This window comes from Larkinella sp. C7 (assembly GCF_006149005.1).
Classification (GTDB): domain Bacteria; phylum Bacteroidota; class Bacteroidia; order Cytophagales; family Spirosomataceae; genus Larkinella.
The window spans coordinates 1-20,781 of sequence record NZ_VBSL01000019.1 but is presented as its reverse complement, the minus strand read 5'-3'; the positions used below and the strand labels follow the sequence as shown (position 1 = coordinate 20,781).

Genomic DNA, 20,781 nt, shown 5'->3' with positions numbered 1-20,781 from the left:
CCTACTTCAATACGGTTTTTAACGCATTCGTCGCCACGACCGGCGACGTTTTTTCGTATAAGACCGTGTACACCATTTCCATAATCGGCATCAGAACACCGTGTTGCCGGTTGATTTCGTGAATGCTCTTCACGGCATAATAGCCTTCCGCAATCATATTCATTTCCATTTGGGCCGACTGTACGCTGTAGCCCCGGCCAATCAGATGCCCGAACGTCCGGTTGCGGCTGAAAGGCGAATAGGCCGTTACGAGCAGATCGCCCAAATACGCCGACGCGCTCAGATCGCGTGGCATGGGATACACCCGGTCGACAAACCGCCGGATTTCCTGCATGGCGTTGGAGACCAGAACCGCCTGAAAATTGTCGCCGTAGCCCAACCCGTGCGTGATACCGCAAGCCAGCGCGATGATGTTTTTCATGACGGCGCAGTATTCCACCCCATAGATGTCGTCGAGCGCCGAGGTCTGGACAAAGCGGCCGTTCAGGAACTGCGCTACTTCCGACGCAAAATCCAGGTTCTGCGAAGCAATGGTCAGATACGACTGTTTCTCGAGGGCCACTTCCTCCGCGTGACACGGCCCGGCAATGACGGCGATCCGGCCCGACGGCACCCCAAATTCCTGCTCGGCCCAATCGGTAATCAACTGGTTTTTTTCGGGAATCATGCCCTTGATCGCCGAAACGATGCTCTTTCCTGCCAACTGTTCCGGTTTGACGCCTTGCAGGGCGTCGCTGACAAAAGCCGCCGGAACTGCCAGAATGATGTAGTCGCTGGTACTGAGTGCGTCTTTGATTTTCGTACAAACCCGCACCTTGCGGGGACTGATCTGAACATCGCTGAGGTAACTCGGATTGTGGTGAAATTTCCGGATATGCCCGGCATCACGCTGGCTCCGCAGCCACCAGCGAATGTGGTTGTTTCCTTCCGACAGAATTTTAATGATCGCCGTGGCCCAACTGCCACCGCCCACGACGGTAATCCGAGCGGGTTGATTCATAGGTGTTTATTGTGGACAAGCGAGGTGAGAATAAGGACCAGAGACTTCTACAACCCGTTATGAAGTCTTTTGTCTCACCTCGATTGTCCTTTTTCTTGAAATTTGATTTCGCAAAATACGAAAAACGCCTGCACCTTTAACCGGGCAGACGTTTTTCGCTTTTTCAACCGTATCGCTCAAGCGGAGTTATTCTTCCGGCTTTTCCGTCTTTTTGTCTTTGTTCGGGTCACGTTTCACCACCGGGTCGCCGTCTTTCAGGCGCTTCGAAACCGCAATGAAGGGTCCGGAAATCACTTCGTCACCCGCTTTCAGTCCCGATTTAACCTCGATGTTTTCAAAGTCACTGATGCCGGTTTTTACTTCCCGCTGAACTACTTTGCCGTTCTGGTGAACGAACACAATCTCTTTGATCTCCTCTTTTTTGGCGGGAGCCTGATTAGCCGGTTTGTCTCCGTTGTTGTTATTGTTGTCGTTATTGTCGTTCGGGCTGCGATTCATCGCTTCCTGGGCAGCTCCGCGCGTCGTAACGGCGGCAATCGGAACGGCCAGCACACCCGGACGGCGATCCGTAATGATTTCAACGGAAGCGGTCATTCCCGGTTTGAGGGGATAGCTGCGTTTGGCCCGCTGCGCCATCAAATCTTTGTACGAACTGTTCAGCACCTTGATGCGGACTTCAAATTCGGTGACGGCATCAGTCGATATGCTCGCTGTAGAGGTTCCGGTTCCGGTCAATCCATTGGCGGTATTGGCAATTTCGGTAACAATTCCCTTAAACTTCCGCCCCGTGGTCGAATACGAATCAACGTCGATGTCCGTTGTATCGCCCAGGCTAACCCGCACAATATCGTTTTCATTGACATTGACCCGAACTTCCATGTTGTTGAGGTTGGCAATCCGGAGCATTTCGGTACCGGCCATCTGCGACGTTCCCACAACGCGTTCGCCCAATTCGACATTGAGTTTGGAAACCGTACCGTTCACCGGCGCGTAGATGGTCGTTTTGCGCAGGTTTTCCGTGGCGTCGCGCAAACCGGCTTCGGCACCGGCGACGTTGAACTCGGCGGCTTTGATGTTCGCCTGAACGGATTCGATGTCCTGTTTCGCAACGTTGTAGTCGGCTTCAATCTGTTCAAAATCCGAGGCTGAAATTACTTTGTCGGCCAGCAGTTTTTTGTTCCGTTCGTAATTGGCTTTCGCCCGAATCAGACGGGCTTCCGACTGCGCGGCCAGGGCTTTGGTTTGCAGATACTGGGCGCGGCTGGAGTTGACCGTGGCGCGGGCGCGGGCCAGCAACGACTCGTAGTTGTCGGGCCGGATTTTGAGCAGCAATTGCCCCTGCTTGATCGAGTCACCTTCGGCGACGTACAGGGCAATGATTTCACCGGAAACATCCGGGCTGATTTTGACCTCCACCTCGGGTTGAACCCGCCCCGAAGCGCTCACCCGTTCGATGATGTCCACTTTTTTGACGGCGGTAAAATCAACTTCGGTCGGCTTGGCCTTCCCGATTAGCCCCGTTTGTTTGGCAGCCACCAGGCCACCCACCAGTAGAATAACAATTCCACCTAAGATCCACCAGATGCGGTTCGATTTGCGTTTCATAGAGATGAACAATGAATAATGAGCATGAATGTGATACGGAATACGCAAACGCCTGAATGGCAGAACTTGCAAATTATTCAATATTCATTATTCATTGTCCATTATTCGTTAAAAAGATAACGGTTTATTTTGGTAAAAATCAAGAATCTTGGTTCGGAACACGTAGTCGAATTTGGCCTGTACCAGATTGGCACGGGCCGTATCCAGGTTATTTTTGGCAATGTTGTAATCCACCGAGTTCAATGCGCCGGCATTAAACCGGCTTTCGGCGGCCTGGAATGCTTTCTCCAGCGACTCCACCTGAATCTGGGTAGCCCGGTAGCGGTTAGCACCGGCCAGCATGTTGGTATAGGCAGTTTCAATATTCTGACGCAGCGTCAATTTCGTATTATCAACCGCAATCTCCGACGTTTTCTGGGTGATTGTCGCACTCGTAATCCGGTTTCGGGCCACAAAGCGGCCGAAAATGGGGATGTTCAGGCTCAGCGATGCCCCGCGGTTAAGGTTGTTGTTGAGTTGTTCTCCGTAGGTATAGTTTACATTACGACCGCCTTCCCGATTTATGTAGACTGGTTGTGTAATATTTCCAATTGTAAAATCCCCAAAGAATTCCTGAACGGTAGTTCCATCCTTCACAAAATAAGGCTGTGCCACACTGGAATAAATAGTATTTATGCTACCATTCAGTGTCAAAGTTGGATACAATCCTCCTCTGGCTACATCCACACCTGCTGCATCACTACGCACTCGTAATTCGGCAGCTTTAACATCAGGCATAAATTGGAGAGCCGTTTCATAAACCGTCTGTGCAGTTGCCGGATACGGTTCCAGCGTCGGATCATCAAGCTGGTATTTTTCCACTTCCAGTGTGCTGGATGCCGGTAGACCATTGCTGCCCGCGGGTACATTCATCGCCTGTAACAACGCCAGTTTAGCCAGATCCAGGTTGTTTTGTGCATTCACAACCGCCAGTTCATCATTGGCCACCTGCGCACGCAGGTCATACAGTTGGGCCTCCGCCAATGTGCCGGCATTGACCAGTTTCGTCGTGCGATCCAACTGACCACGCGATGTTTCAACCTGACGCCGGGCAATGTCGAGTTGTTCCTGGTACGTCAATACGTTCAGGTAGTTCTGAACCACCAGGATAGATACGTTATTCTGGGTAGCCTTTAAATTCTGCTGGGTCGATTGCAAAAACAGATCATTCTGTTTGATGGCATTTCGCAAGGCAAAGCCATTAAATAGTGTTACCTGCCCCTGAAGCTGGTAATTGTTGGATCGAACGGAAGAGGTAACAAATGTATTCGTTGCGGGGTTGATGTTCCGGCCTGAACTGAACGACTGATTGGCGAAGCCGTTCACACTGGGCAACAAGTTTAATCTTGCCTGTCGTAATTGCAAAGCACTACCCTGCACGTCCAACTGGCCCTGCTTGATTTGCAGGTTGTTTTGCAAGGCGATGTCGATACATTGCCGCAATGAATACCGCTGGGAAACCGGGGCCGTCTGGCTGGCCTGAACCGTTGTCTGGGCATTCGTTGCGTTCACGATGAGCCCCAGTAGCGATGCCAGGATCGTTGTTCTAAACCGGATCGCCGGACCGTTGTTGATAGTAAATCGCTTCATGGTTGTTCAATGTTACAAAGTATCTTGCGTACTCATTAACTATTTTAGATAAACGGTGAAAATGCAAATGAACGTGGTTTTAAACGGGGATGTAGTGCCGGAAGACGCCGTTGGGCTACCCCTCAACGACCGGGCATTTCAGTACGGCGACGGCTTGTTTGAGACCCTCCGTTACCAACACCATGAAGTCCGGTTCTGGCCGGATCATTACGACCGGCTTACCCGTGGAATGGAAGCCCTTTCGCTCCGGTTACCTCCCCAATTCACACCCGACAGGCTCCAAAGCCAGGTCATCGAACTCCTGAAAGCCAACCGCCTGCTCAAGCAGACTTCGCGCATCAAACTCCAGGTCTGGCGGCAAACCGGAGGTCTATACACGCCAACGAGTTTTCAGAGCCACTACCTCATTACCGCCCGAGCCGGTTCGGATTTTGCCCTCTCCGAAAAAACCACTGTGGGCTTCTTTGACGCCGTCCGGTTGTCGCCCTCAGCGGTTTCGGCCTATAAAACCCTCAATGCGTTACCTTATGTGCTGGCCGGGATTGCCAAACAGCAGCAACAGGCCGACGACCTGATTCTGCTGGATACGCACGGCCACCTCGCGGAGTGCATTGCATCGAACCTCTTCTGGCTGGTGGCCGATGTGCTCTTCACACCATCGCCCACCAGTGGCTGCATCGAGGGCATTCTGCGCCGACAACTGATCCGGCTGGCGCCCAATCACGGCCTTTCGGTGCAGGAAGGACTCTTCCTGCCCGAGGTGCTCACCAAAGCCGATGCGGTTTTCTGCACCAACATCAGCGGTATTCAATGGATTCGGCGCATTGGCGAAACCGCATTTGACGAGACGCTGATGAATCGAATCAGACCGGTTTTTACTGACTTGTAGCTTTCGGCTGTTTTACTCGCGCTCCAGCGTCGGCACCTGAAACGACTCCAGCCAGCCGTCTTTCAGCCGCAGAATCCGGTTGCCGTATTCGGCGTTCACTTCCGAATGCGTCACCTGCACAATGGTCACGCCGTCTTCCTTGTTCAATTTTTTAAACAGGTCCATGATCTCCTTCGCGTGGTCGGAGTGCAGGTTACCGGTGGGTTCGTCGGCAAAAATCACCTTCGGCTGCGATGCCACGGCGCGGGCAATACCGACCAACTGCTGCTGACCACCCGAGAGTTGGGACGGAAAAAGGTCTTTTTTCGCCACCATGTTAAACCGGTCGAGCAATTCGGCCACCCGGCTTTTCCGTTCCGACGACGACATGCCTTTGTAGAGCAAAGGGGTCTCGATGTTTTCATACACCGTCAGTTCGTCGATCAGGTGATACGCCTGAAACACAAATCCGATATAATTACGGTGCAATTCGGTGCGACGTTTCTCCGACAATTTCTGTACCGGCTGGTCAAAAAACAGGTACTCCCCTTCCGACGGCTCTTCCAGCATCCCCAGAATGTGCAGCAGCGTGGATTTTCCCGATCCCGATGGCCCCATGATGGAGACAAACTCGCCTTCGTTGATATCCAGTGTGATATTACGAAGCACGTACGTCTTACCGAAACCGGCGGGGTAGTACTTGGAAACGTTCTGTAGTGAAATCATAATTTGGTATAGTTGAAAATCGTAAACTCTTCCCTAAAGGAGTTAAAAGTTAAGAGTTATGAGTTAAAAACACACTGCATTGGCGGACCACTCTTAATTATTCACTCCGCAAACTATCCGCCGGGTTCGACAGCGCGGCCCGGTAGGTTCGAAAACCGATCGTTAATCCGCCGAGGCCCAGCAACAAACCAATGCAGCCGCCCAGCGTTTCGAAACCGATCGAAACATGATAGGCAAAATTAATCAGAAAAGCCATTCCGGCCAGATACCCCAACGGGAGGGCAATTGCACCGGCAATGAGCAGTAATTTAACAAAATCCCACGACAGCAGCCAGATAATTTGCCGCACCTCGGCGCCCATCACTTTCCGGATGCCGACTTCTTTTATGCGGGTTTCGGTCGTGTAGGTAACCATCCCGAGCAAGCCCAGACAGGCAATGGAAAAGGCCAGCGCCGTCAGCAAACCCATGAAATTCACATCGTCTTCGTGACTGTGGCGCTTGTAAAGAAAATCGCTATACCATTCGCCCGCAAACGGCTCACGTGGATTCAGACTTTTCCAGACGCGCTGTATCCCGACAAGCGTGGTTTCCGTAGTCCTTTCGGCAATCCTGACGTTAACAAACCGAAACCGCTTTGGCTGATAATTCAGAATGAGCGGTTTGATGGTCCAGTTGAAGGTTGTAAACCGGAAATCTTTCACGATACCGGCAATCTGTACTTCCGTTGTGTCATTCAACCAGAGCGACTGCCCCACAACCTCCCGCGGATTCCCCATTCGGAAGGCTTTGACGGCTTCTTCATTAATAAGCACAAACCGGCCCGGCGAACCTTCTCCGGTTGTATCAGCCACCATCTCCGGCAAATTCTGGCCCGCCAGCAACCTCAGGTCCATGTTGGCGATAAAGTTCTGATCAATGGCCGTTATGAAAACCGCGGTTGAATCACCTCCGGATTTTTGCCGACGAACGTTTTGATAAGCTCCGCCGTGGCTACCAAACAGTTCCGATGTTGCGGATACGTGCTCCACACCCGGTATGCGGTTCAGTTCGTTCGCCAGTCGCTGGTAGGGAACATTGTTCAGGGGAATGTTTAAAATGCGATCACTCCGAAAACCATAGTCCGCCGTCGCCATGTAATTCTGTTGCCGCGCCATCGACAGCAGCGCGATCATGGCAATCAGGGCAATGGCGAACTGCGCCACAATCAATGATTTACGCAGCGTAATTCCTTTAAAAACTTTCAAACCGGTCTGGCTCCGCAAGACCTGCGCGGGTCGGAAACCGGATAATACCCGTGCCGGAACAAATCCCGCCAGTAAACCGGTGACGATACTGAATCCAACAAAAACCGCCCAGAGCGTCGTATCCAATTGCACCCCTCCAATCAGCCACTGCTGCACAAACGGCATTGGTTCGATCAGCATCAGGAACACATAAGCAACGCCCAGCGCGAACACCGATAAAACCACCGATTCGGCCATAAATTGCCCCATCAGTTGCCAGCGTACCGCCCCGGACACTTTCCGGATACCGACCTCGCGGGCGCGACTCAACGACCGGGCCAGCGTGAGATTGACGTAATTGAAAACCGCCAGCAACAGCGTTACCAACCCGACGGACATCTCGGTGGCCAGTTTGCCCCAGCTTGGCTCCCAGGTTCCCATTTGAAGCTCTTCACGGGAAGGGGATAGGGTAGTCATTGATTGTGCCCGAAACGTATACCCTTTTTCAGACCTGAAACGAATAGCCTTGGTTGCCCGCGCGGCAATGGTGGGCAGTATTTTTTCAAACTGATCAACAGAAGCACCTTCTTTCAGCAAGACATACGTATAACCGATCGTGTATTGTTTCCAGTCAATTTGCTGCTGTTTGCGGTTTGCCGTCGAAAGCGTCGGCATCGAAAGCGCCAGGCCGAAGTGTAGGTGCGAACGGATCGGAAGTGTCTGAAAAACACCGGTAACCGTGATCGAACCGAATTCTTTCGTATGAATCACTTTGCCAATTGGATTGGCCAACCCGAAGAATTTCTCGGCAGTTTGGGGCGTCACAACCGCCGTGTTGGGAGCCGTTGCCGGTTGCCCGGTTGCCAGTTTGTATCCCAAAACGGTAAAAAAAGCCGGATCCACGGCGCAGTAATAATCGCCCAGTTTTTTCTGATCAACGGTAAATTCCGTATAATCCCGAATGATGCGTGCGGTTTTTTCCACAAAACCGTACTCCCGCTTCAGTACATCGGCCAACGGCAGGGGCGTCGAGGCAAAAGCGATTTTTTGATTGTCATTGCCGGTGACATCGGTCAGAACCCGGTACGTCCGGTTTGAATTCGGGTGAAAATTATTGTAATCGAAAGCACCTTTGATGTCAATCAGCGCCAGCAGACACACCATAATGCCGGACGCCAGGCCGATGACATTGATGAAGGAAAACAGCTTGTGTTTCCAGAGATTGCGAAAAGCGATGACGACGTAATTGCGGAACATGGCGTTCAGAGGATCAGACTGCTTAGGAAGACTCAAGGCTTATGCCAGAAAACCAAAAGGCTGATAATTAACACCATACGCACATTAAAAACAAAAGAGTGTCCGGTGACGGACACTCTTTTGTTCACAAACGGACAAAGGGAATGATGAAGTATGAATGATGAACGATGAGTGAGCTTCACCAGTAAGCATTCATCGTTCATCATTCATACTTCATCATTATTTTTTACCGATTTACATACACACTCCCGCTGCCGGCGGAGATGCGGACGGGAACACCGCCCCCGTTCAGGCGGCCCCGGACGCGGTCTTTCTCCACCGTTCCGTCGAATTTACTCAGCGGAATATCGACCCGGTTTCCGGACAAATCGAGGTCGATGCCCTGATCCAGCGGCATCCGGACTTTCACGCTGCCCGGACCACCCGACAACCGGACGTATTCGCCCAGCTTCGTAATTTCAACATCCATTCCGCCCCCGCTGGTGCTGGCTTCGACGCTGCCCGAAATGCCCGACAACCGAACCGAACCGCCGGACGTACCGGCTACCAGTTCGCCCTTGATACCGTCGCCTTTCACACTGCCGCCACTGGTGCGCGCATTGACCCGGCCGCTCAGGTTAGCCAAGTGGACACTGCCACCCGACGTCCGCAGGTCCAGGTTGCCGTCAGAATCTTCGGCGTGGATGGAACCGCCACTGGTCGACAGGTCGATGTCTTTCCGGCAACGATCCAGGTGAATGCTCCCGCCCGACGTCCGGCCTTTGATCAGCCCTTCGACACCGGTCAGGTGCAGGCTTCCGCCACTGGTGGCAAAGTTCTGGCTCCCCACTAGGTTGCTCAGCCGGATGCTGCCCCCACTGGTGTGCAGGTCGGTTGCGACGGTTTTGGGCGTGTATACTTTAAACGAAATGCTGATCGACCGTTTCCAATCCCAGTTATCGCGGCTTTTCCGTTTGGCCGTTGCAATGACGGTATTGCCTTCGACGCCCAGTTTGATGTCGTATTCTTTCAGCCTTTCGTCGATTTCGTCTTTGGAGAGTTTGTTGCTCGGCCAGTTGTTGCCCCGTACGTACATTTCAACTTTTACGCCACTCGACTGACTGCCTTCTACCGAGATGCTGCCGCCGGAGGTTTCCACCCGAACGGTGTTCAGGCTACCGGAGAAATTTTTGGTCTCGTAGGGGGTTTCATCTTTGTCCTGGGCAAAGGCATGAAAGGATAAGGCGATGGCACACGCAGCGGTTAAGAGGAAAGATGAACGTTTCATGGTATTTGTGTTTGAGATTGTTGGAGAGTTGGGTAAAAGATGCAGAATACACGAACGGAGTTGCATCGTTTCTGACGAAAGACACTCAAAGAATATACCACAACCAACAAAACCCTCTCTATCAGTGCTTTACCAAATTATCCAATTCCAAAATTGTCCGGGATCGGACGGCTTACTCACTCCGCAGACTCTTCACCGGATTCATCAAAGCGGCTTTGATCGACTGGAAGCTCACCGTAACAAACGCGATGAAAACCGCAACCGTACCGGCCAGCACAAACACCCACCACGGCACATCGATCTTGTAGGCAAAGTCTTTCAGCCACGCATTCATGCCATACCAGGCAATGGGCGTGGCAATGAGAATGGCAATGAGCACCAGCCGGAGAAAATCTTTCGACAACAAGCCCACAATACTGGCGGTGGTGGCCCCCAGCACTTTCCGAACGCCAATTTCCTTCGTCCGCTGCTCGGCCATGAAAGCCGCCAGCCCGAACAGACCCAGGCACGCAATCAAAATGGCCAGTACCGAGAACGTCAACACGATCTGCCCGACGCGTTGTTCGGCGCGGTACATGGCATCGAAACTATCGTCCAGAAAGGAATAACTAAACGGCATTCCCGGTGCCATTTGCTTCCATTTGGCTTCGATCTGTTTCACCAGCGCCGGAATATCGTGGCTGTTGAGCCGGAAGGAGACCGCACCCTGGTTGGGGTCCATCATCAAGGCCACCGAACCGATATTCTGCCGTAGCGACTCAAAATGGAAGTTTTTCACGACCCCAATCACCGTATACGTTTTGAAGACTTTTCCTTCATCGTCCAGCATCCGCCAAACCCGTTTTCCGATGGGATCTTTAAAGCCGAAAACTTTGACGGCGGTTTCATTCAAAATGATTCCCGTCGAATCGGCCCCAAACTCCCGCGAGAAATTCCGGCCTTCTTTCAGTTCCATGCCCAAGGTCGGGATGTAATCATAATCGACACCCCACTGCTGCGTCGAAACCGCTTTGCTTTGCTCTCTCTGCCCCTCCGGAAACAGCGGACTATCGCTGCGGTTCGAGGGTACGGGCAAATAGCCTGACACCGAACCGTTCGTCACACCGGGCAGTTTCCGCACCTCGTCTTTAAAAGTCTGCGTCTGCTCTCCCAGCGCATAGGCTTCGTTGATGGTCAGCACCTGATTGCGGTTGAAACCCACTTTTTTCGTCTGAATGAAGTTGATCTGGCGATAGACCACCATCGTTCCCACAATCAGAATCACCGACATCATGAACTGAAAAACCACCAGTCCACTCCGCAAACCAGCGCTTTTCAGCCCCAGATTGATCTTGCCTTTTAAGACACTGATGGGCCGGAACGACGACAGGAAAAAGGCCGGATAACTTCCCGCCAGCAACCCGACGCCCAGCGGCAGGACGAGCAAAACCGGTAAAAATTGCGGAATAAACAGTTGATCGATGGTCAGTTGTTTGCTTGAAATGTCATTGAAAAAGGGTAACGTCAGCGCGACAATCACCAGCGCCAGCAGCATCGCCAGAATGGCCATCAGCACGGATTCGGTCATAAACTGCCCGATCAACTGCCGTTGCACCGATCCCAGCACTTTCCGGACGCCCACTTCTTTGGCCCGGTTGGCCGAGCGGGCCGTCGAGAGGTTCATGAAATTGATGCAGGCAATCAACAGAATAAAAACCGCCACCGCCGAGAACGTGTAAACGTACTGAATATCACTGTTGGGCGCCAGTTCAATGTTCTGTTTGGAGTGCAGGTGAATGTCGGTCATGGGAATGAGTGAGTATTCGAACCGGTTCCCGGATTGGCGCAACTGGTCGATCGTTGCGCCGACAAACTCCTGAGCCTGTGGCCCCACATATTTCTGAATGACGGTTTCAAAATTCTGACTAAACCGTTGGGCATCAACACCTTTTTTCAGAAGAATATAGGTTTGATGGTTATTGCTAAGCCAACGTCCCCACTCATAATTGTCACTCCGCATGCAGACAAAAAAATCGGTTCGGAAATGGGCGTTGGTCGGCATGTCGCGCATGACACCCGTTACCCGATAGGTAAACGCATTGTCAAACAACAGCGTTTTTCCCAGTGGGTTCTCATTTCCAAAATGCCGTTTGGCCGCCGATTCACTAATCACCACCGTATTGGGTTCCACCAGCGCCCGTTTCGGGTTGCCGACCACCAGCGGCAGCGTAAACACATCGAACAGCGTCGAATCCGCATACATGATGTCGTTTTCCCGCAGGTTATTCGTTTGCCCCGTCTGCTTGACGAGAAACGTACCGCGCCCGTGTAACCGCACGAAATTTTCGACCTGCGGATAATCTTTCAGCAAGGTCGGTCCCATCGGATCGGGCGAAACGGCCATGTGCATATCATTGCCGCCAAATTTGATGTCGGTATTGATCCGGTAAATCCGGTCTGCTTTTTCGTGAAACCGGTCGAAACTCAGTTCGTCCACCACATAAAGCAGAATCAGCAGACAGCAGGCCAGACCGGTGGCCAGGCCAAAAATATTGATGAACGTAAAGCCCCGCTGTTTGCGGAGGTTCCGGATGGCGATTTTGAGGTAGTTTCTGAGCATATTTTTTTAGTTAAAAATGATGACGGGGCCGCCCTTGCGGTTGGCTAACGCATTTTCAACGCTTCATTTTTAATTCTTAACTCTTTATTCCGAACGAAGTGAGGTAACCGGATTCATCAAAGCGGCTTTTGCGGACTGGACCGAAACCGTTGCCAACGTAATGAGGCTGGCCAGCAAACCGGTTGCGCCAAACACCCACCATTCAATCTCGATTCGGTAGGTGTAATCCTGCAACCAGCGGCTCATCAGCCACCAGCCCAAAGGAGCGGCCACCGCAAACCCCAACAGCACCAGCCGACCAAATTCCCGGCCAAACAGCCATAGAATCTGCCCGACATTGGCCCCCAGCACTTTCCGCACGCCAATTTCCTTCGTCTTCGATTCGGCCATGAACGATACCAGACCGTATAACCCCAGACAACCAATCAGAATGGCAATCAGGGAAAACACCTGCGCAAAACCCAGCATGATGGTTTCGGCGGTGTAAAAGCGATCCATGATTTCGTCCATGAACTGGTAGTGAAAGACCAGTTCGGGAAATAAACCGTTCCAGGTTTTTTCGACCTGCTTCAGCGTTTCGGCCAGGTGAGCCGGACTGACTTTCAGGGCGGCCATGCGGTTTTCACTAAACGCTTTGAAAATAACCGTCGGTGCCACCGCCATCCGCAGCGAGTTGACGTGAAAATCGTTCACCACGCCCACCACCGTCCGGTCGATGCCCAGCACATTGAGGTTTTTTCCCAAAATGGCATCGGGCGAGGGCAAACCCAGCCGCTTCACCAGCATCTCATTGACAATAATTTCCCTGGCGACGGTATCACCGGAAAGAAAATTACGACCAGCCCGTAGTTTCAGGCCAAACAGGGGCACATAGTTCCCGTCTCCAATTTTGGTTTGGGTTTCAAATTTTTCCGGCTCGGCCCGGTTGTCAAACGTAAACGGGCTCTTGTTGATGATGGAAGACGCAGGCGGAGTGTTGCCGAAGGCCACGTTCTGAATCCCCCCGATTTCCCGCAACCGGCTCCGCAGCGTTTCCTGCCTGAGCGGATCAGGCGTCGGCACCGGAATGGTCAGAACGGTTTCTTTCGTAAAACCCAAATCGACATTGCGAACATACCGCAACTGCGACATCATCACAAGCACACTGATGACAAAGAGCTGCGTGATGAAAAACTGCACCACGACCAGACCGCGACGTACCGAAATGCCGCCCACCTGCTCGGTTGTCATTTTCCGGCGCAAGGCCGCTATCGGATTGAAACCCGACACAATGAGCGACGGATAAAAACCAGCCAGCCCGATTACGCACCCAATCAGCACCAGAAAAAGCAGCAACGACTTCGGCTGCAGCAGGTCTGTCAGCGAAAAATTGGCGTTGAAAACCGACATCGTCTGGTTGACCAGTGGCAGCCCGGCCTGCGCCAGGGCCAACGCCAGCGCAACAGCCGCCAGCGTAATTAGGGCGGTTTCGGTCATAAATTGCCGGAACAACTGCCCCCGCGTGCTGCCCAGTGCCTTCCGAACGCCCACCTCTTTCGAACGACGGAGTGCCTGGGCCGTGGCCAGATTGACAAAATTGATGCAGGCTGCCAGCACCAGAAATACCCCAACAATCGCCATCGCATACAGCAGTTTTAGCTGCATCCGACCGCCGTAGGTCGTATTGAAGTGAATGTCATGCAGGGGTTGGGCGTGGAAATGATAGAATCGGGCGTTTTCGGGGGTGTAATATGTTTGGATAATGCCCGGAAAAACCGCTTCCAACTGGCCGACCGGCGTATTTTCCGGCAGCGTAACGTAGGTCATTTCTTCGCTATTGAGGTCATCCCAGTTCTGCAACGACCGGGCTTCCAAACCCAACACCGTGCTGTAGGAGATATACACCTCATCGCTGAGATTGGTCGCCACCGGATGGTCTTCCAGCACACCGGTCACCGTCAGATTCAGGTTATTATCCAGTCGCAGGGTTCGACCGATCGGGTTGGCATCACCAAAGTATTTGCGGACGTATTTTTCCGTCAACACCACGGAATTCGGCGCGGTTAGGGCGGTTTTCGGTGTACCGGTTTTCCACTGAAAATCAAACACACTGAACAGGTCGGGATCAGCAAAGCAAACCGTGCGCTCTTCCTGAAACTTCCGGAGAAAACCGCCATCGGCCCGGGGTATACTCAGCAAATTTCCCCGCAGCCGTTTGATCCGGGCGACCGTTTCGATGAAGGGATAATCACGTCGCAACACCCCGGCCAGTGCTTTCGGCGTTCCACGCGAATAGGTGGCCGTTTCGTAGGTCAGCTCCGTTACCACGCGGTAGATCCGGTCGGCCTTCTGATGATAGGTATCGAATCCAAGCTGAAACCCGACGACCAGAAAAATCAGAATACCGCAGGCCAGCCCCACCGCCAGCCCAATCACATTGAGCAGACTGTAGGTCCGGTGCCGCAACAGCGTGCGGAAGGCCACTTTGAAATAGTTTTTCAGCATAACCTTATTCGGAACGAAGCGACTTCACCGGGTTGGCGATGGCCGCTTTGATGGATTGATACACCACGGTGGTCCAGCAGATGAGCAGCGTCAGCACGCAGGCAACCACGAACACCCCGACGCCAATGTCGGTTTTATACGGAAAATGCTGTAGCCATTGGTCCATCGAATACCAGGCGACCGGAATGGCAATCGGGAACGAGAACAGCACCAGCTTCGTAAAATCTTTGGAAAGCAGCAGCACCACGCTCGACACCGACGCACCCATCACTTTGCGAACGCCGATTTCCTTCACCCGCTGTTCGGTCGTGAACGTCGCCAGACCAAACAAACCGAGGCAGGCAATCAGAATCGTCAGACCGGAGAAGGCCGTAAAAATCCGGCCCCGCAGTTCGTCGGCTTTGTAGGCCGACTCGAAATCCTGGTCCAGGAACCGGTATTCAAACAGGCGATCCGGGTAGGTTTCGCGCCATTTCCGGCCAATGAACGCAACGGTTTTGTCGGCATTTTTAGCATCGATCTTAATGTGAATCACCCCGTTGTTTGGCCGATACAGCATAATCATCGGCTCGATGGGCATGTAGAGCGACTGCTGGTGAAAATCCTTCACCACGCCCACAACCTTGGCCTCCGGCGGAGCTGGCTGACCGGCCTGCGGCAACCCACCCAGCAACACTTTCTTGCCCAGCGGTTCTTTCCAGCCCATGCGTTTGACGGCGGCCTGGTTCACCAGCACGCCGTTGGACGTATCCGCCGGAATTTTATCCGAAAAAGCCCGTCCGGCAACCACTTTCATTCCCATCGTTTGCAGGTAGTCGTGGTCGACACCCATCGGTTTGAAGCCCATTTCTTTCAGTCCGGCGTTGGATTCAATGCCGAAAATAACCCGCCCGCCAATGTTGCTGGTGGGCGACGAAGCCGTGGCCACGCTGCGGACGTTCGGATTGGCCAACAGGTCGCTCCGCAGCCGGTTGTAGCGGTCGCGGGGTTGGCGGTCCTGGTAGTCGATGGTCAACACCTGCTCGCGGTCATACCCCAGATCCTTGTCCCGCATGTAGTTCAATTGATCGTACACAATCCAGGTACAAATCAGCATGATCAGCGAAATGGCAAACTGAACCACCACCAGCGTTTTCCGGAAAAAACTGCCGCCTTTGGCATTGAACGAGCCTTTCAGCACGGTGGCCGGTTCGAAGGACGACAGATAAAAAGCCGGGTAACTGCCGCTGATAAAACCGGTAAAAACGACAATGGAAAGGGCAATCAGCATAAACTGCGGCTGAATCAATTCCCGAAACTGAATCTCTTTTCCCGAAACCGAATTGAAAAACGGGAGCAGCAACGCCACAAACAACAGACTCAGCAGGAGCGACAAAACCGTCATCAGCACCGATTCGGTCAGGAACTGGGCCATCAGCGCACTCCGGAGCGACCCCATCACTTTCCGCAGCCCCACTTCCTTCGAGCGTTTGGCCGAGCGGGCCGTTGCCAGGTTCATGTAATTGATGCTGGCCAACAACAACATAAAAAAGGCGACGGCGCTGAAAATGTAGACGTAACTGATATCGCCGTTGGCTTCGCCGTCGAGTTTGGAGTACAGGTGAATGCTCGTCAGCGGCTGCAACTGGTACGTAATCTTGATGCCCATCCGCTTGAAGATCGACGCCATGTTTTTGTCGTACAGTTGCGGGAACTTGCTTTCCAATATGCTGGTGTCGAAGTTTTTCGGCAAAACCAGGTAGCTGACGATGTAAAAACCGCCCCAGCCGTCGGCCTTCCGCTCGTTCGGGCTCAGCGACAGCAGTGCGTTGAACGTAAAATGCGAGTTTCGGGGTACGTCTTCAATGACGCCCGTGACCTGGTACGAAGTCGTGTCGTTGGTACGCAGCGTCTGCCCCAGCGCGGCACCTTCGCCAAAGAATTTCCGGGCGGTTTTCTCGGTCAGCACCACGCTGCCGGGCCGGGCCAAAGCGGTTTTGGGGTCGCCCTCAATAAATTTGTGGGTAAAGACGTCGAATACCGTGGAGTCGGCTGCGTAGACCTCTTCTTCGTAAAACCGATTCTCCCCCTGCCGGAAGGCCACCCGGCCGTTGGGAAAAAACCGCACGTAGTTTTCAACGAAAGGATAGTCCCGTTTCAGTGATGTCACCAGGGGCGGCTGCGTGCTCTGCCACTTGTTGATTTTGTCGGGTTCGGTGATGTACGAGACGATGCGGTAAATCTGGTCGGCTTTTTTGTGGTACCGGTCAAAACTCAACTCATCGGTGACGTAGAGCAGCAGCAACAGGCCACAGGTGACGCCAATGGTCAGGCCCAGAATATTGATCAGACTGTAGAATTTGTCTTTCAGAAGATTCCGCCAGGCGATGGTCAGGTAGTTTCGCAGCATATCATAGGTCCAGTTAGAAAAGCGGTTCGGTTGCCCTGGGTCGCTCAACTTCCATGCCGCGCCTATTATAGTACTGATTATCAATATTTTGTAAATCTATTTTTCTTTTTTTGTCCGAAATCGTACAATCATTTGTCCGCCGATGTACAAGGTTTCATTTCGCACCCCCCACCGACGCCGACCGGCCATCCGGCTTGTCCGTTTTGGTACGTCATAATGTCCAAAACCGGACACGTTTCCCATGCGGCTTAGCTAAAATATGCGTTTAACGCCTGTTGAAGCGGTTTTCTATCAGTTGGCACTGCATTTGATCGGCATTATCGTATCATATCACTGCGCCATGAAAAGGGCTTTTTTAGGAGAATTTGAAGAGGTGGTTTTGTTGACGGTGGCCGTGCTGGACGAAAGTGCGTACGGCGTGACCGTTACGCAGGAAATCGAACAGAAAACCGGGCGGGCGGTGGGCTTCAGCACGGTTCATACGACGCTGCAACGGCTGGAGGAAAAAGGGTATCTGGCGTCGAAAATGAGCGGAGCCACAGCCGAGCGCGGAGGTCGTCGGAAGCGGTTTTTCACGGTGACTGCCGCTGGTCGCAAAGCTCTCATGGAAGTCAAAAGCATCCGTGAGCAATTGTGGGATGCCCTGCCTCCGCAGACGTTGCAGTTGATGGGAGGATAGCTGATGAAAAATGAATATTAAACACTGAATATCGAATAACGAACGAATAACGAACGAATAACGATTGGGCCGCCAGCGCGGTACCAAAATCAAACACCGCAACCCAAATCACGCACTTCGCTATTCAGTGTTCAATATTCAGTATTCGATATTAAAAACTTATGAAGTCTTCTACCCCAAAACCGCCCCGCTGGGCCACCACCCTGCTCGACTGGCTGGGTGATCCCAATACGGTGGAAGAAGTACAGGGCGATTTGCTCGAACTGTATGCGTATTGGGTGAAAACCGTGGGGGTGCAAAAAGCCCGCTGGCGGTATGTCCTGAGTGCGTTGAAGTTGTTGCGGCCGCTGGCCAAACGAAAAAAAGCCGAGTCGAATCCATTTTTCCTACATCCTGCTATGGTACGAAATTATTTCAAAATTGCCTTCCGCAACCTGGTCAAACACAAAGGGTATTCGGGTATCAACATGGGGGGATTGGCGGTGGGCATGGCGGTGGCCCTGTTGACGGGCCTCTGGATTTACGATGAATTATCGTTTAACCGGTACCACCAGCATTACGACCGCATTGCCCGGATAATGCAGAATCAGGTGGTCAATGGCGAACTGCACACGTCGCAATCCCTGCCGTATCCTTTTATTCAGGAACTGAAAAGTAACTACAGCAGTCCCTTTAAACACATCGTAACCTCAACGCACCTGGACGATCACATTTTAACAGCGGGTGAAACGAAGCTCTCGAAACGGGGGCAATTTATTGGCGCAGAAGCTCCGGAAATGCTGACGTTGAAGATGGTAAAAGGCACCTGGTCGGGTTTGCAGGCCCCCCAATCCATTCTGCTGTCGGCTTCAACGGCGAAAGCCCTGTTCGGCGACGCTGATCCAATCAATAAACCGGTGAAGATCAATACGGATTGGCTGGTAAAAGTGACCGGAGTGTATGAAGATTTGCCGCAAAATACCCAGTTCCACGATGCGCAGTTTCTGGCGTCCTGGGAATATTTTGTGGCCCATAACCGGTATATGAGGGAAAAGAAATGGGATAACCACGCCCTTTTAATTTACGTGGAAATTCAGCCGAATACTGACTTTGACAAGGCCACGGCGACCATCAAAGACTCTGAACTGAACGTCATTCGGCACCTGGAGAGCATGAAGGAAGAAGCCGCAACCCGGCCGCAAATGTGGCTGCATCCGATGCGCGACTGGCATTTGTATTCGGATTTCAAAAACGGTGTAGTCGGGAAAGGGCCGGTTCAATACGTCTGGATGGTGGGCCTGATCGGTTTTTTCGTGCTGCTATTGGCCTGCATCAATTTCATGAACCTCTCGACAGCCCGCTCCGAAAAACGCGCCAAGGAAGTGGGCATCCGGAAAACCGTCGGTTCGCGTCGTTCTCAGTTGGTGGGGCAGTTTTTCAGCGAGTCCCTGCTGGTGGTTTTCCTGTCCTTTCTGATTGCCCTGCTGCTGGCAACGGTTTCGTTGACATGGTTCAACAACCTGGCCGCCAAGCAGATGAAGATTCCCTGGGCGAATGGCTATTTTTGGTTGTTCTGCCTTGGTTTCATTGGGGTAACGGGTTTCCTGGCGGGCAGCTACCCGGCCTTGTATTTGACTTCGTTTCAGCCCATTCAGGTCCTGAAGGGGGGTGGATCGGCGCGATTGCAGCGGGGTCGGTCGGCTTCCATACCCCGCCAGATTCTGGTAGTGACGCAGTTCACGGTTTCCATTGCGCTGATCATCAGCACCCTGGTCGTTTACCGGCAGATTCAGTTTGCGAAAAGCCGTCCGGTCGGTTACGCCCGCGATGGGCTGTTGCTGGTGCCGATGCAGTCGGACGATTTTTACGGAAAAACTGCGTTGCTGCGAAATGAACTGAAAAACACCGGCGTGGTGAGCGAAGTGGCTGAATCGCAAAGCCCGATTACGGGTGTCTGGTCGTCGGGTGAGGGATTTAGCTGGAAAGGCATGCCGCCCGGTTTGAACGAGCGATTTGCTACGCTAACGGTTTCGCCCGAATACGCCGAAACCGTCGGCTGGCAATTTATTGGGGGCCGGAATTTCTCGAAAAAACTGGCGTCCGATTCCGCCGGGTTTGTCATTAACGAAACAGCCGCCAAACTGCTGGGTTTTCGGCAACCCGTGGGCGAATTCGTCCGCTGGAAGAGCCAATGGATGACCAACAATGTGGAAAAACAATTCCGGATTTTGGGGGTGGTGAAAGACATGGTGATGGAGTCACCCTTCAAGCCGATCAAACCCACGGTTTTCTTCCTGTTTGGCTCGCCCAACTGGATCAACATCAAAATCAGGCCCGGAGCTGATGCCGGCAACGCGCTATCCCAAATTGAAGCGGTATTTAAAAGGCTGATTCCGGCGGCCCCGTTTGAGTACAAATTTGCTGATGAAGAATATGACGCCAAGTTCCGGGCCGAAGAACGGATTGGCAAGCTGGCGACCTTCTTTGCGGTTTTGGCCATCTTTATTTCCTGCCTGGGTTTGTTTGGGCTGGCGTCGTTCGTGGCGGAGCAGCGCACCAAGGAGATTGGCGTGCGGAAAGTGATGGGCGCATCGGTACTCAACCTGTGGAGTTTATTGTCGAAAGACTTCTTGGGATTGGTCTTGCTTGCCTTCGGGATTGCCACGCCCGTTGCTGCGTATTTCCTCCGTAGCTGGTTGCAGCAGTACGACTACCGCACCGAGCTTTCCTGGTGGATTTTTGCCGCATCGGGTGTGGGCGCGCTGGTGATTACGTTGCTAACCGTCAGTTTCCAGAGCATCAAAGCGGCTTTGATGAATCCGGTGAAGTCATTGCGTTCGGAATGAAAAGTTAATGAATGCTAAATATCAAATAATGAATGTAAAATGATAAAGGGCGGATACTTTATCATTATTCACCGCGCGGGTGGCCTCTTTATTATTTAATATTCATCATTTGATATTTGATATTGAAAAAACATGGAGCCCATCAAACGGCCAGATCATCCAAACCGAAACATTGGACCGCCACCCCGCTGGGCCACCACCCTGCTCGACTGGCTGGGCGATCCCAAT

Annotated in this window: 12 protein-coding genes; 3 read left to right on the top strand and 9 right to left on the bottom strand. The window is 52.6% G+C overall.

The features are described 5' to 3' along the window. Position 1 precedes the first annotated feature (1 nt). The 3 genes from FH871_RS28090 to FH871_RS28080 form a co-directional block, all read right to left on the bottom strand. The gene (locus tag FH871_RS28090) at positions 2-1,000 is read right to left on the bottom strand and encodes an NAD(P)H-dependent glycerol-3-phosphate dehydrogenase (protein ID WP_138994750.1); all 999 of its coding nucleotides are present in this window, start codon (positions 998-1,000) and stop codon (positions 2-4) included. A gap of 186 nt (positions 1,001-1,186) precedes the next feature. Then, complete coding sequence (locus FH871_RS28085) at positions 1,187-2,605, bottom strand: efflux RND transporter periplasmic adaptor subunit (RefSeq protein WP_138994749.1); 1,419 nt, start codon at positions 2,603-2,605, stop codon at positions 1,187-1,189. Between the two features lie 108 nt (positions 2,606-2,713). Next, complete coding sequence (locus tag FH871_RS28080; protein ID WP_138994748.1) at positions 2,714-4,234, bottom strand: TolC family protein; 1,521 nt, start codon at positions 4,232-4,234, stop codon at positions 2,714-2,716. Between the two features lie 67 nt (positions 4,235-4,301). On the opposite strand from FH871_RS28080, the gene FH871_RS28075 reads away from it, so the two are divergent. Further along, positions 4,302-5,123, top strand: coding sequence for an aminotransferase class IV (locus FH871_RS28075; RefSeq protein WP_171062981.1), 822 nt, complete (start codon positions 4,302-4,304; stop codon positions 5,121-5,123). A gap of 12 nt (positions 5,124-5,135) precedes the next feature. Here FH871_RS28075 and FH871_RS28070 read toward each other — a convergent pair whose 3' ends face one another. The 6 genes from FH871_RS28070 to FH871_RS28045 all read right to left on the bottom strand — a co-directional run bounded on the left by FH871_RS28070 (position 5,136) and on the right by FH871_RS28045 (position 17,049). Beyond that, positions 5,136-5,828 carry an ABC transporter ATP-binding protein gene (locus FH871_RS28070; RefSeq protein ID WP_138994746.1) on the bottom strand — a complete coding sequence of 231 codons (693 nt, stop codon included), beginning with the start codon at positions 5,826-5,828 and terminating at the stop codon, positions 5,136-5,138. A 97-nt stretch (positions 5,829-5,925) separates the two neighbouring features. Continuing rightward, positions 5,926-8,310, bottom strand: coding sequence for an ABC transporter permease (locus FH871_RS28065; protein WP_138994745.1), 2,385 nt, complete (start codon positions 8,308-8,310; stop codon positions 5,926-5,928). Positions 8,311-8,536: 226 nt separating this feature from the next. Continuing rightward, a complete protein-coding gene (locus tag FH871_RS28060; RefSeq protein ID WP_138994744.1) occupies positions 8,537-9,577 on the bottom strand; it encodes a hypothetical protein in 1,041 nt (346 codons plus the stop codon). A gap of 172 nt (positions 9,578-9,749) precedes the next feature. Further along, positions 9,750-12,176 (bottom strand): ABC transporter permease, encoded by a 2,427-nt coding sequence (locus tag FH871_RS28055; protein ID WP_138994743.1) that lies wholly within the window; start codon positions 12,174-12,176, stop codon positions 9,750-9,752. Positions 12,177-12,260: 84 nt separating this feature from the next. After that, positions 12,261-14,660 carry an ABC transporter permease gene (locus FH871_RS28050; protein ID WP_138994742.1) on the bottom strand — a complete coding sequence of 800 codons (2,400 nt, stop codon included), beginning with the start codon at positions 14,658-14,660 and terminating at the stop codon, positions 12,261-12,263. A gap of 4 nt (positions 14,661-14,664) precedes the next feature. Next, positions 14,665-17,049, bottom strand: a complete 2,385-nt coding sequence (locus FH871_RS28045; protein WP_138994741.1) for an ABC transporter permease — start codon at positions 17,047-17,049, stop codon at positions 14,665-14,667. A 340-nt stretch (positions 17,050-17,389) separates the two neighbouring features. Here FH871_RS28045 and FH871_RS28040 point away from each other — a divergent pair, with 340 nt between their 5' ends. Both FH871_RS28040 and FH871_RS28035 read left to right on the top strand, forming a co-directional pair. Then, positions 17,390-17,728: a PadR family transcriptional regulator gene (locus FH871_RS28040; RefSeq protein ID WP_138994740.1), complete on the top strand. Its 339-nt coding sequence runs from the start codon at positions 17,390-17,392 to the stop codon at positions 17,726-17,728. A gap of 161 nt (positions 17,729-17,889) precedes the next feature. Then, a complete protein-coding gene (locus FH871_RS28035; protein WP_138994739.1) occupies positions 17,890-20,553 on the top strand; it encodes an ABC transporter permease in 2,664 nt (887 codons plus the stop codon). Positions 20,554-20,781: the final 228 nt, after the last annotated feature.

Excerpts from the sequence above, each read along its gene's own strand:
- FH871_RS28050 (WP_138994742.1), bottom strand. The coding sequence starts at position 14,660 with ATGCTGAAAAACTATTTCAAAGTGGCCTTCCGCACGCTGTTGCGGCAC.
- FH871_RS28085 (WP_138994749.1), bottom strand. The coding sequence starts at position 2,605 with ATGAAACGCAAATCGAACCGCATCTGGTGGATCTTAGGTGGAATTGTT.
- FH871_RS28035 (WP_138994739.1), top strand. The coding sequence starts at position 17,890 with ATGAAGTCTTCTACCCCAAAACCGCCCCGCTGGGCCACCACCCTGCTC.
- FH871_RS28055 (WP_138994743.1), bottom strand. The coding sequence starts at position 12,176 with ATGCTCAGAAACTACCTCAAAATCGCCATCCGGAACCTCCGCAAACAG.
- FH871_RS28040 (WP_138994740.1), top strand. The coding sequence starts at position 17,390 with ATGAAAAGGGCTTTTTTAGGAGAATTTGAAGAGGTGGTTTTGTTGACG.
- FH871_RS28090 (WP_138994750.1), bottom strand. The coding sequence starts at position 1,000 with ATGAATCAACCCGCTCGGATTACCGTCGTGGGCGGTGGCAGTTGGGCC.
- FH871_RS28080 (WP_138994748.1), bottom strand. The coding sequence starts at position 4,234 with ATGAAGCGATTTACTATCAACAACGGTCCGGCGATCCGGTTTAGAACA.
- FH871_RS28045 (WP_138994741.1), bottom strand. The coding sequence starts at position 17,049 with ATGCTGCGAAACTACCTGACCATCGCCTGGCGGAATCTTCTGAAAGAC.
- FH871_RS28075 (WP_171062981.1), top strand. The coding sequence starts at position 4,302 with ATGAACGTGGTTTTAAACGGGGATGTAGTGCCGGAAGACGCCGTTGGG.
- FH871_RS28065 (WP_138994745.1), bottom strand. The coding sequence starts at position 8,310 with ATGTTCCGCAATTACGTCGTCATCGCTTTTCGCAATCTCTGGAAACAC.
- FH871_RS28060 (WP_138994744.1), bottom strand. The coding sequence starts at position 9,577 with ATGAAACGTTCATCTTTCCTCTTAACCGCTGCGTGTGCCATCGCCTTA.
- FH871_RS28070 (WP_138994746.1), bottom strand. The coding sequence starts at position 5,828 with ATGATTTCACTACAGAACGTTTCCAAGTACTACCCCGCCGGTTTCGGT.